This is a genomic window from Stenotrophomonas sp. YJH_SMC_6, assembly GCF_059371335.1.
Genome location: NZ_JCAFUM010000006.1, coordinates 270,972 through 282,469 on the forward strand (window position 1 = coordinate 270,972; position 11,498 = coordinate 282,469).

General features: G+C 67.1%; 14 protein-coding genes. 13 read left to right on the top strand and 1 reads right to left on the bottom strand.

The window, feature by feature from the left end:
- Positions 1 to 273: 273 nt before the first annotated feature.
- From pyrG to truD, 9 genes are all read left to right on the top strand, one after another.
- On the top strand, positions 274 to 1,938 hold the full coding sequence (pyrG, locus tag AC5P9N_RS09215) for a CTP synthase (RefSeq protein ID WP_005408998.1): 1,665 nt from the start codon (positions 274 to 276) through the stop codon (positions 1,936 to 1,938).
- Between the two features lie 89 nt (positions 1,939 to 2,027).
- The gene (gene kdsA, locus AC5P9N_RS09220; protein WP_005408999.1) at positions 2,028 to 2,858 is read left to right on the top strand and encodes a 3-deoxy-8-phosphooctulonate synthase; all 831 of its coding nucleotides are present in this window, start codon (positions 2,028 to 2,030) and stop codon (positions 2,856 to 2,858) included.
- Positions 2,855 to 3,202 carry a hypothetical protein gene (locus AC5P9N_RS09225; RefSeq protein ID WP_099485086.1) on the top strand — a complete coding sequence of 116 codons (348 nt, stop codon included), beginning with the start codon at positions 2,855 to 2,857 and terminating at the stop codon, positions 3,200 to 3,202. Before kdsA ends, AC5P9N_RS09225 begins: the two co-directional genes overlap by 4 nt.
- Positions 3,202 to 3,531: a hypothetical protein gene (locus AC5P9N_RS09230; protein WP_076739964.1), complete on the top strand. Its 330-nt coding sequence runs from the start codon at positions 3,202 to 3,204 to the stop codon at positions 3,529 to 3,531. The genes AC5P9N_RS09225 and AC5P9N_RS09230 overlap by 1 nt, the downstream gene beginning before the upstream one ends.
- Positions 3,532 to 3,627: 96 nt before the next feature.
- The gene (gene eno / locus AC5P9N_RS09235; RefSeq protein WP_005409002.1) at positions 3,628 to 4,920 is read left to right on the top strand and encodes a phosphopyruvate hydratase; all 1,293 of its coding nucleotides are present in this window, start codon (positions 3,628 to 3,630) and stop codon (positions 4,918 to 4,920) included.
- A 4-nt stretch (positions 4,921 to 4,924) separates the two neighbouring features.
- Positions 4,925 to 5,278 (top strand): cell division protein FtsB, encoded by a 354-nt coding sequence (gene ftsB / locus AC5P9N_RS09240; RefSeq protein ID WP_076739963.1) that lies wholly within the window; start codon positions 4,925 to 4,927, stop codon positions 5,276 to 5,278.
- A complete protein-coding gene (ispD, locus tag AC5P9N_RS09245; RefSeq protein WP_005409004.1) occupies positions 5,275 to 5,973 on the top strand; it encodes a 2-C-methyl-D-erythritol 4-phosphate cytidylyltransferase in 699 nt (232 codons plus the stop codon). Before ftsB ends, ispD begins: the two co-directional genes overlap by 4 nt.
- Positions 5,974 to 6,007: 34 nt before the next feature.
- Positions 6,008 to 6,505: a 2-C-methyl-D-erythritol 2,4-cyclodiphosphate synthase gene (gene ispF / locus AC5P9N_RS09250; RefSeq protein WP_005409005.1), complete on the top strand. Its 498-nt coding sequence runs from the start codon at positions 6,008 to 6,010 to the stop codon at positions 6,503 to 6,505.
- Positions 6,502 to 7,533 carry a tRNA pseudouridine(13) synthase TruD gene (truD, locus tag AC5P9N_RS09255; RefSeq protein ID WP_005409006.1) on the top strand — a complete coding sequence of 344 codons (1,032 nt, stop codon included), beginning with the start codon at positions 6,502 to 6,504 and terminating at the stop codon, positions 7,531 to 7,533. The genes ispF and truD overlap by 4 nt, the downstream gene beginning before the upstream one ends.
- 123 nt (positions 7,534 to 7,656) lie before the next feature.
- On the opposite strand, the gene AC5P9N_RS09260 is transcribed toward truD, so the two are convergent.
- Positions 7,657 to 8,196, bottom strand: a complete 540-nt coding sequence (locus tag AC5P9N_RS09260; RefSeq protein WP_005409007.1) for a Smr/MutS family protein — start codon at positions 8,194 to 8,196, stop codon at positions 7,657 to 7,659.
- A gap of 209 nt (positions 8,197 to 8,405) precedes the next feature.
- Between AC5P9N_RS09260 and surE the strand changes: the two genes are divergently transcribed.
- Genes surE through AC5P9N_RS09280 form a run of 4 tightly spaced genes read left to right on the top strand, consistent with a single transcriptional unit; the run spans position 8,406 to position 11,280 of the window.
- A complete protein-coding gene (gene surE, locus AC5P9N_RS09265) occupies positions 8,406 to 9,185 on the top strand; it encodes a 5'/3'-nucleotidase SurE (RefSeq protein WP_005409008.1) in 780 nt (259 codons plus the stop codon).
- Positions 9,182 to 9,859, top strand: coding sequence for a protein-L-isoaspartate(D-aspartate) O-methyltransferase (locus AC5P9N_RS09270; protein WP_005409009.1), 678 nt, complete (start codon positions 9,182 to 9,184; stop codon positions 9,857 to 9,859). Before surE ends, AC5P9N_RS09270 begins: the two co-directional genes overlap by 4 nt.
- 18 nt (positions 9,860 to 9,877) lie before the next feature.
- Positions 9,878 to 10,492 (top strand): YqaA family protein, encoded by a 615-nt coding sequence (locus AC5P9N_RS09275; RefSeq protein WP_005409010.1) that lies wholly within the window; start codon positions 9,878 to 9,880, stop codon positions 10,490 to 10,492.
- Positions 10,489 to 11,280, top strand: a complete 792-nt coding sequence (locus AC5P9N_RS09280; protein WP_005409011.1) for a peptidoglycan DD-metalloendopeptidase family protein — start codon at positions 10,489 to 10,491, stop codon at positions 11,278 to 11,280. Before AC5P9N_RS09275 ends, AC5P9N_RS09280 begins: the two co-directional genes overlap by 4 nt.
- Positions 11,281 to 11,498 lie beyond the last annotated feature (218 nt).

Sequence of the window (11,498 nt, forward strand, 5' to 3'; positions counted from 1 at the left end):
GCTTTCCGGGAGTAAGTGCGTGTCCACCCTTTGCGAATGGGCTGGCACGGCCATGCGTGGTCGCCAGCAATGCGGGTCGCAGGTGACGGTCGATTTGACCGGCACGGCCGCCCCGACCTCGCAGGGTGGTCCCCGTCCGGCGCCTGCCGCCGCACGGCCCAGCACCTCCCTCGCTGCCCCAGCGAACCGGAAAACCCCCTTCAAGCTCCATGCCCGCCCTCCGGGTGCGCGTGGTGCTGCCGTTTTCCATTTCCAGACAGGATGCTTGCAGCCATGACTCCCTTGATTTTCGTAACCGGCGGCGTGGTGTCCTCGCTCGGCAAAGGCATTGCCGCTGCGTCACTGGCCGCCATTCTCGAAGCCCGTGGCCTGAAGGTCACGATGATGAAGCTCGACCCGTACATCAACGTCGACCCGGGCACCATGAGCCCGTTCCAGCACGGTGAGGTCTACGTCACCGACGACGGCGCCGAGACCGACCTCGACCTGGGCCACTACGAGCGCTTCGTGCGCACCCGCCTGAGCCGCAAGAACTCGGTTACCACCGGCCGCATCTACGAGAACGTGATCCGCAAGGAGCGCCGTGGCGACTATCTGGGCGCGACCGTGCAGGTCATCCCGCACATCACCGACGAGATCCGCCGCTGCATCGATGAAGCCACCGAAGGTTACGACGTGGCGCTGGTCGAGATCGGCGGTACTGTCGGCGACATCGAGTCGCTGCCGTTCCTGGAAGCGATCCGCCAGGTGCGCACCGAGCGTGGCCCGGAGAAGGCGCTGTTCATGCACCTTACCCTGGTGCCGTACATCGGCGCCGCCGGCGAGCTGAAGACCAAGCCGACCCAGCATTCGGTGAAGGAGCTGCGCTCGATCGGCATCCAGCCGGACGTGCTGCTGTGCCGCTCCGAGCAGGCGGTGCCGGATTCGGAGCGCCGCAAGATCGCCCAGTTCACCAACGTCTCCGAGCGCGCGGTGATCAGCGTGCCGGACGTGGACGTGCTGTACCGCATTCCGTCGGGCCTGCACGCGCAGGGCCTGGACGAGATCGTGGTCAACCAGCTGAAGCTGGCCGACAAGGCCGGCCCGGTCGACCTGTCGATGTGGGAAGACGCGGTCGACGCGACCCTGCATCCGCTGGACGAAGTGACCATCGCCGTGGTTGGCAAGTACGTCGATCACCAGGATGCCTACAAGTCGGTCGGCGAAGCCCTCAAGCACGGTGGCCTGCGCCAGCGCACCAAGGTCAACCTGAAGTGGCTGGAAGCACAGGACCTGGAAGGCACCGACATGGCCGCACTGGCCGATGTCGACGGCATCCTGGTGCCGGGTGGTTTCGGTGACCGTGGTTTCGAAGGCAAGGTGCTGACCTCGAAGTTCGCCCGCGAGCAGCAGGTGCCGTACTTCGGCATCTGCTACGGCATGCAGGCGGCCGTGGTCGACTACGCGCGCAACGTGGTCGGCCTGGAAGGTGCCAACAGCACCGAGAACGACCGCCAGTCGCCGAACCCGGTGATCGGCCTGATCACCGAATGGCGCACCGCGACCGGTGACGTGGAAAAGCGCGACGACAAGAGCGACCTCGGCGGCACCATGCGCCTGGGCCTGCAGGAACAGCGCCTGAAGCCGGGCACGCTGGCCCGCGAGCTGTATGGCAAGGACGTCGTCGCCGAGCGTCACCGCCACCGTTACGAGTTCAACAACCGTTACCGCACCCAGCTGGAAGATGCCGGCCTGGTGATCGCCGGCAAGTCGATGGACGACACCCTGGTGGAAGTGGTCGAACTGCCGCGCGACGCGCACCCGTGGTTCCTGGCCTGCCAGGCGCACCCGGAATTCCTGTCCACGCCGCGTGACGGCCATCCGCTGTTCATCGGTTTCATCCGCGCCGCACGCGAGCGCAAGGCCGGCGGCAAGCTGCTTTCCGAAGCGCGCGCCTGACTTGTGAATGGGGGCTTCGGCCCCCATCCTGCATGCTTCAACCCCCAGCGCACCGGCCCGGCCGGTGCTGCGGACAACAAGGAAACGCCATGAAACTGTGTGGATTCGAGGTCGGGCTGGACCAGCCCCTGTTCCTGATCGCCGGCCCCTGCGTGATCGAGTCGATGCAGCTGCAGCTCGATACCGCCGGCAAGTTGAAGGAAGTCACCGACAAGCTCGGCGTCAACTTCATCTTCAAGTCCAGCTTCGACAAGGCCAACCGTACTTCGGGCACCGCGTTCCGTGGCCCGGGCATGGAAGAGGGCCTGAAGGTCCTGGCCGAGGTCAGGAAGCAGATCGGCGTGCCGGTGCTGACCGACGTCCACGAATACACCCCGATGGACGAAGTGGCCTCGGTGGTGGACGTGCTGCAGACCCCGGCGTTCCTGGTCCGCCAGACCGACTTCATCCGCAAGGTGTGCTCGGCCGGCAAGCCGGTCAACATCAAGAAGGGCCAGTTCCTGGCGCCGTGGGACATGAAGCCGGTCGTGGAGAAGGCCAAGGCCACCGGCAACGAGCAGATCATGGTCTGCGAACGTGGTGCCAGCTTCGGCTACAACAACCTGGTCAGCGACATGCGTTCGCTGGCGGTGATGCGCGACACCGGTTGCCCGGTGGTGTTCGACGCCACCCATTCGGTGCAGCTGCCGGGCGGGCAGGGCACCAGTTCCGGTGGCCAGCGCGAGCACGTGCCGGTGCTGGCGCGTGCCGCCGTGGCGGTGGGCATCTCCGGCCTGTTCGCCGAGACCCATCCGGATCCGTCCAAGGCGCTGTCCGATGGCCCCAATGCGTGGCCGCTGGACCAGATGGAAGCACTGCTTGAGACCTTGATGGAACTCGACGCAGTGACCAAGAAGCACGGCTTCTCGCGCTTCGCGTGAGTCGTGACCCGTGGCTGGCGCTGGAAACCCAGCGCCGCCGCCGGCACTGGAAACAGTGGCCATGGGGCCTGATTGCACTGGGCCTGGCCGTGCTGTTCACTGTAGGCATGTTCGGGCTGGTGCTGATCGGTGCCGCGTCCGTGCGGCCGCCGGGTGATGGCAGCAGCGCACTCCATCTGCGGGCGTACTTCATTGCGCTGCTGGTGGCAGAGCTGCTCGGTGCAGTGGCATGCGTCGCTGCTGCTGTGCAGGCCTGGAGGCTGAATCGCGGCAAGGTGGCCGCTGGCCTGGCGATCATCCTGCTCTCGCTGTGGCTCGGCGCCCTGTTCTACGGAGCACTTTGATGAATACGACCACATCGGCGCGAGGCTGGCCCTGGGGCCTGATCGCCCTGGGGCTGTCCGTGTTGACCTGGATCGCCCTGGTGGTGGGCGTACTGGCCTTCACCGCCGGTTTCCGGCCGCCGGGGGACGGGAACAACGGCGTGCAGGCCACGCAATGGTGGTTGCTGGGCGCACTGGTCACGATGGTGCTGTCCTTCCTGGGTAGCCCGGTGGCGATGGTGCTGGCCTGGCGACGGCGGCGTGGCCCCATCCTGGCGGCGGTTGCTGGTGCATTGCTGGTGATGCTGGTGTCGATGGTCCTGATCGTGATCGGGTCCAGCTGGGGCTGAAGCTGCCCACGCCATTTGGCAAGTGGCGGGCAGCCGGGGATAATCACGCGGCATTCGTTTTGTCGCCCCCTCTCCAGACAGGTAACCGGTCCGACCATGAGCACGATCCGCAGCATCCACGCCCGTGAAATCCTCGACAGTCGTGGCAACCCCACGCTGGAAGCCGAAGTCATCCTGGAGGACGGTTCGTTCGGTCGTGCCGCGGTTCCCTCCGGCGCCTCGACCGGCACCAAGGAAGCGGTCGAGCTGCGTGACGGCGACAAGACCCGTTACCTGGGCAAGGGCGTGCGCAAGGCCGTCGACAACGTCAACACCACGATTGCCGCCGCGCTGAAGGGCTTTGAGGCCACCGACCAGGCCGGCCTCGACCGTCGCCTGATCGACCTTGACGGCACCGAGAACAAGGGCCGCCTGGGTGCCAACGCGCTGCTGGGTGTTTCGATGGCCGCTGCGCACGCCGCCGCCGCATCGAACAAGCAGGCGCTGTGGCAGTACCTGGCCGCCAGGACCGGCGTGACCCCGTCGCTGCCGGTGCCGATGATGAACATCATCAACGGCGGCGCGCACGCCGACAACAACGTCGACTTCCAGGAATTCATGGTGCTGCCGGTCGGCTTCACCTCGTTCTCCGAAGCGCTGCGTGCCGGTACCGAAATCTTCCATTCGCTGAAGTCGGTGCTGAAGGGCCACGGCCTGAGCACGGCGGTCGGCGACGAAGGCGGCTTTGCTCCGGACTTCCGCAGCAACGTCGAAGCGCTGGACACCATCCTTGAAGCGATCGGCAAGGCCGGCTACACCGCCGGTGAAGACGTGCTGCTGGGCCTGGACGTCGCCTCCAGCGAATTCTTCGAGAACGGCAAGTACAACCTGGTCGGCGAGAACAAGCGCCTGACCTCCGAGCAGTTCGTCGACTTCCTCGCCGACTGGGCCGCGCAGTACCCGATCATCACGATCGAAGACGGCCTGGCCGAGAACGACTGGGCTGGCTGGAAGCTGCTGACCGATCGCATCGGCAAGAAGGTGCAGCTGGTCGGTGACGACCTGTTCGTGACCAACCCGAAGATCTTCCAGGAAGGCATCGACTCGGGCACCGCCAACGCGATCCTGATCAAGGTCAACCAGATCGGCACCCTGAGCGAAACCCTGGAAGCGATCGCCATGGCCGACCGCGCCGGTTATGCCGCGGTGGTCTCGCACCGTTCGGGCGAAACCGAAGACACCACCATCGCCGACATCGCAGTGGCCACCACCGCCACCCAGATCAAGACCGGTTCGCTGTGCCGCAGCGATCGCGTGGCCAAGTACAACCAGCTGCTGCGCATCGAGGAAGCCCTCGGTGCCGGCGCGCGTTACGCCGGTCGTGACGCGTTCGTTTCGCTGAAGCGCTGAGCCGATGCGCGACTGGCGCTGGATGCTGCTGGTGCTGGCCCTGCTGCTGGGCTGGCTGCAGTACCGCTTCTGGTTTGGTCCGGGCAATTCGGGCGAAGTGATGATGCTCGAAGCCCAGGTCGCCAACCAGGAGCGGGACAATGAGGGTCTGCAGCAGCGCAACGATGCGCTCGCTGCCGAAGTGAAGGACCTCAAGGAAGGCCAGTCCGCCATCGAAGAGCGCGCACGCAGCGAGCTGGGCATGATCAAGCCCGGCGAGAAGTTCTATCGTGTGGTCGAGGATGCGCCGGTCCATCCGGCGCAGCCTGCGGCAGGTGTCAGTGCGCAGGTTGGCGACCACTCGGCGGACGTGCCATGAGTGCGGCCATCTGGGTCGTGGTTCCGGCTGCGGGCCGTGGCACCCGCTTCGGCGCGCCGTTGCCCAAGCAATACCTGCAGGCAGGGGGACAGATCCTGCTTGCCCATACCCTGGACGCCCTGCTGGCGCACCCGGCCGTGGCCGGGGCGATGGTGGTGATCGGCCAGGACGACGCCGACTGGCCCGGCTGGAACGAGTGGGCGGGCAAGCCGGTGCTGACCTGCATCGGTGGCGCGACCCGTGCCGCTTCGGTGCTGGCTGGCCTGCAGGCGCTGCCGGAGACGGTGCGCGCTGATGAGTTCGTACTGGTCCACGATGCCGCGCGGCCGAACCTGTCGCCGGCCGATCTCGGCCGCCTGCTTGAAGTCGGTCGTACCGACCCGGTGGGGGCGATCCTGGCCGCACCGGTACGTGACACGCTCAAGCGTGCAGGCGACGACGGTGGCATCGATGGCACCGAGCCGCGTGAGCGCCTGTGGCGTGCACTGACCCCGCAGCTGTTCCGCCGCCACCAGCTCAGCCGCGCGCTGTCCGACGCCGCTGCCGCCGGTGTTGAAGTCACCGACGAGGCGATGGCCATGGAGCGCCAGGGCCAGCGCCCGCTGCTGGTAGAAGGCAGCGAGGACAACTTCAAGGTCACCACCCCGGCCGATCTGGACCGGTTCGAATTCGTACTTTCCCGCCGCGCCGGCTGACCGTCCGCGTGGCCCTGCTGCAAGGGTTGCATCCATGAGCACCGCACCGTTCCCGCCCGTCCGCATCGGCCAGGGCTACGACGTCCATGCCTTCGGCGAAGGCGATCACATCATGCTTGGCGGCGTGAACGTTCCACACAGCTGTGGCGTGCTTGCGCACAGCGATGGCGACGTGATCCTGCACGCCTTGTGCGATGCGATGCTCGGTGCGCTTGCGCTGGGCGACATCGGCCAGCATTTCCCACCCAGTGACGACCGCTGGAAGGGCGCCGACAGCAGCGACTTCGTGCGTCATTGCGACAGCCTGCTGCGCGAGCGCGGCTGGCGCGTCGGCAACACCGACATCACCGTGATCTGCGAGCGGCCGAAGGTTGGCCCGCATGCGCTGGCGATGCGTGAGCGCATCGGCGGCCTGCTGCAGTTGCCGCTGGATGCGGTCAGCGTCAAGGCCACCACCTCGGAAAAGCTGGGCTTCACCGGCCGTGGTGAAGGCATTGCCGCACAGGCGGTCGTGTTGCTGGTGGCGGCATGATTCCGCTGCCGTTGGCATTTGGTGCGCCGTTGTTGACGGCGCGCATCCGCACCACGCCAGACGATTTCCAGGTTGACGAGCTGCCGGCCTTCGAGGCCACCGGCGAAGGCGAGCACCTGTTGCTGCACATCCGAAAGCGCGGTGCCAACACCGTGCATGTGGCCAAGGTGCTGGCCAAGTGGGCGGGCCTGCCGGAAATGGCGGTGAGTTACGCCGGCATGAAAGACCGCCACGCGGTCACCACCCAGCGTTTCAGCGTGCACCTGCCCAAGCGCATTGCGCCGGACTTGGCCGAGCTGGCCAGTGACGAGATCGAAGTGCTCGAAGCGACCTGGCACAACCGCAAGCTGCAGCGTGGCGCACTGGCCGGCAACCGCTTCAAGCTGGTCCTGCGCGAGGTGCAGGGCGATGCCGCAGCGATCAGCGAACGCCTGCAGCAGATTGCCGGGCGCGGCCTGCCGAACTGGTTTGGCGAGCAGCGCTTTGGCCGCGACGGCGGCAACGTGCCGGCGGCACTGGCGATGTTCGGTGGCCGCCGCATGCGCAAGGACCAGCGTTCACTGCTGCTGTCTGCCGCCCGATCGGCGCTGTTCAACCGCGTGCTGGCTGCGCGCGTGGAGCAGGGCAACTGGGATCAGCCACTGGACGGCGAGGTGTGGATGCTGGACGGCAGCCGCAGCGTGTTCGGCCCGGAGCCGTACACCGACGTGCTGGCCGAGCGCCTCGCGCGGTTCGACATCCATCCCAGCGCACCGCTGTGGGGCGAAGGCGAGCTGCGCAGCACCGAAGCGGCACGCGAGCTGGAGCTGGCCGCGCTCGACGACGAGGAATCGAAGGCACTGCGGGCCGGCCTGGAAGACGCGCGCCTGAAGCAGGAGCGCCGCGCGCTGCGCCTGCGCCCCGCGTTGTTGCAGCACCAGTGGCTGGGCGATGACGTGCTGGAGCTATCGTTCGCGCTGCCGCCGGGCTGCTACGCCACCGCCGTGCTGCACGAGCTCGGCCCGGTCGAAGACGCCTCGCAGGCCTGAGCAGGGCGCGCGGTAGAGTCGACTGTCAGTCGACTTGCGCGCGCAGCGCGGGGTATTCGCTTGCCGCTGGAAGAGCAGTCGACTGACAGTCGACTCTACCTGGACTCATGGCGTCCCCTTTTTTCAGCGCCGCGCCAGCAGCACCAGCACCGCGCCGGTGCCGCCTTGCCCGGTCGGCGCCGAATGGAATGCCAGTACGTCGTTGCGCAGCCGCAGCAGGCGGTCGACCAGGTTCTTCAGTACCGGTGCACCGCCGTCGGACTGCAATCCCTTGCCGTGGATGATGCGCACGCAGCCATACTCGTGTGCATGCGCTTCCAGCAGGAACTGGCGCAGCAGCGTCTCCGCCTGCGCGGCGGTGGCGCCATGCAGGTCCAGTTCGTCCTGCACCGAATACTGGCCACGCTTGAGGCGCTGGAACAGGCGAGGTGGCAGGTTGTCGCGGCGATAGCTGGCCACGTCGCCGGCTTCCAGTGGCGTGCTGTCGCGCAGCAGCCGGGCGAACTCGCCGGCGGCTTCGGCCTCGTCACGTTCGGCCATGCGCGCGCGCGGCTTCGGCCGGGGCGCAGCCGGTGCCGGCTCGGCATCCTTGCGCAGCGGCGTCACTTCGCCGATGGCCGCGCGGAACAACGCGGCCGGATCTTCGTCTTCAGGGTGCGACATGCGCACAGGGTAAACCGCTGGCGCAGGTCTGCCTATGACGGTTCGATGTCGGCCGTGACCGCCGGCAGGGTAGGACCGGCGGCTCGCATGCGGCACAATAGACGATGCCCTTGCAGGGTCGACGGCTTCCGCAGGGGAGTACGACGGTCCCGCCCACACTGCACGGTGATGGAATCGAATTCTTGGAAAATCAAGCGGTTAAATCGAAGATGCGAATCCTGGTCAGTAACGACGATGGCGTCGACGCCGCAGGCATCCGGATGCTTGCTTCGGTGCTGCGTGAGGCCGGTCACGAAGTCACGGTGGTCGCGCCCGACCGCGATCGCTCCGGCGCCAGCAATTCGCTGACCCTGGACCTGCCGATCCGCCTCAAGCGCATCGACCATTACACCGTCTCGGTGGCCGGTACCCCGACCGACTGCGTGCACCTGGCGCTGACCGGGCTGCTCGAGTTCGAACCCGACATTGTCGTGTCCGGCATCAACAACGCCGCCAATCTCGGCGATGACGTGATCTATTCCGGCACCGTCTCGGCGGCGATGGAAGGTCGCTTCCTCGGCCTGCCGGCGGTGGCGGTCTCGCTGGTTACCCGCAACCACGATCCGAAACACTTCGAGACCGCCGCGCGCGCTGCGGTGGAGATCGTCGCCCGGCTCAAGGCCGATCCGTTGCCGGCTGACACCATCCTCAACGTCAACGTGCCGGACCTGCCGTGGAACGAGGTCAAGGGCTTCGAGGTCACCCGCCTGGGCAACCGCCATCGTGCAGAAGGCTGCATCGCGCAGAAGGACCCACGCGGCAACGAGGTGTACTGGATCGGCCCGGCCGGTCGTGAGCAGGACTCCGGCCCCGGCACCGACTTCCACGCGGTGCGCACCGGGCATATCTCGATCACCCCGATCCAGGTCGACCTGACCCGCTACCAGGCACTGGAGAAAGTGGCCAGCTGGGTCGGCGGCCTCAGCGCCGCGCTGGACCAGCCGGCATGAGTCCACGCCTGCGCCTGCAACCGGAAGCCGTCGGCATCGGCATGACCTCGCAGCGTGTGCGCGACCGCCTGGTCGATCGCCTGCGCGAGGCTGGCATCGTCGACGAGTCGACCTTGAATGCGATCCGGGTGGTGCCACGTCATCTGTTCATCGACGAAGCGCTTGCGTCACGCGCCTACGAAGACACCGCCCTGCCGATCGGCCACGGCCAGACCATCTCGCAGCCGTGGGTGGTGGCGCGCATGACCGAAGCCGTGCTGCAGGTCTCGCCGAAGAAAGTGCTGGAAGTCGGTACCGGCTCCGGCTACCAGGCCGCCGTGCTCGGCGCGCTGGGCCTGGAGATCTACACCGTCGAACGCATCGGCGACCTGCTGCGACAGGCGCGCAAGCGCTTCCGTGCGCTGGGCATGAATATCCGCACCAAGCATGATGATGGCCGCGCGGGCTGGGCCGAGCACGGCCCGTTCGATGCCATCGTCGTCACCGCCGCGGCGCCTGCACTGGTCGATGAACTGGTCGGGCAGCTGGCCGAGGGCGGCCGCCTGGTGGCGCCGGTCGGCGGGCCGGGTGGGCAGTCGCTGGTGCAGCTGGACCGCAGGGCTGACGGCAGCATCGAACAACGCGTGCTGGCGCCGGTCACCTTCGTGCCGCTGCTGTCCGGCATGCTCGACTAATCCACGGAGCAGGGTTGCATGAAGATTTTCGGGCCGCTGTACGAGCGGGCGATGAAGTGGGCGGCGCACGAACGCGCGCCGACCTACCTGACGGTGTTGAGCTTCTTCGAGGCGATCATCTTTCCGGTGATGCCGGAAGTGATGCTGGCGCCGATGTGCGTGGCCCAGCCGAAACGCGGCTGGTGGTTCGCCACCCTCAGCCTGGCTGGCTCGATGGTCGGCGCGCTGATTGGCTATGCATTGGGTCATTATGCCTTCGAAGCGATCAAGCCGTTGTTCGAAGCACTGGGCATGCTGCCGGCCATCGAGCAGGGCATCACCACCGTGCAGGCCAAGATGGCCGAGTCGCCATGGGCGGTGTTCACCTTCCTGGTGCTGGGCGGCTTCATGCCCATCCCGATGAAGGTCTTCACGTGGGCATCGGGTATCGTCGGCGTGCCGATGCCGCAGTACCTGTTGAGCATGCTGATCGGTCGCGGCAAGCGCGTGTTCGTGCTGGCTGCGGTCATCCGTATCGGTGGTGCGCGTGCTGAAGCGGCACTGCGTCGCTGGATTGAACCGCTGGGCTGGATCGCCACCGCGTTGGTGGTGGTGCTGATCGCCTGGCTTGTATGGAGGTCGAAGTTCGCATGAATCCTGATCGTCTGAGCAAGGGAGTGCGCATCGGCGCGCTGGCGTTGCTGGTTTCCACCCTGGCCGCCTGCGGCACCGCAACCGTGGTTCGTCCTGGTGGTGGCAGCACCGGCGGTGGTGTGACCACGCCGAAGACCTCGGTGCCCAAGCCCGGGCAGACCGTGGTGGTGCGCAAGGGCGATACCATCTATGCGCTGGCCCGCATCCATGACATCACCCCGGCCGACCTGATTGCCTGGAACAGCCTGGACAACCCCTCGACCATCCATCCGGGGCAGGTGATCCGACTGTATCCGGCCGGTGCCAGCGGCGGCCGCGCGCCGACCACGGTGGTCACCCCGCCGCGCTCGGGTGGCAGCAGCGGCGGCAGTACCACATCGGCCCCGGCCCCGGCGCCGGTGGGTCCGGTGAAGAGCAACATCGCCTGGCGCTGGCCGGCCGATGGCGCGATCGTCGGCCGCTACGTGGCCGGTGACGCGACCAAGCAGGGCGTGGACATCGCCGGTACCAGCGGCCAGCCGGTCAAGGCCACCGCCAACGGTGTGGTGGTGTACTCCGGCGCCGGCCTGGTCGGCTACGGCGAGCTGATCATCATCAAGCACAGCGACCAGTGGCTGTCGGCCTATGGCCACAACCGCAAGCGCCTGGTGAATGAAGGACAGAGCGTGAAGGCCGGTGAGCAGATCGCCGAGATGGGCCGCACCGGTGCGAACCGCGACATGGTCCACTTCGAGATCCGCTATAACGGCAAGCCGGTGGACCCGCAGCAGTACCTGCCGGCACGCTGATCGTTGATTCGCCATCTGGGCGGATCCCCGGCCCGGCGCAGCGCGCCGGGCGTTCGCCAACGGCGCGGCCCATGGGCCGCAAACGCCCTCGGCTCACCCGCTACAACGGCAAGCCGGTGGACCCGCAGCAATACCTGCCGGCACGCTGATCGTCGATTCGCCATCTGGGCGGATCCCCGGCCCGGCGCAGCGCGCCGGGCGTTCGCCAACGGTGCGGC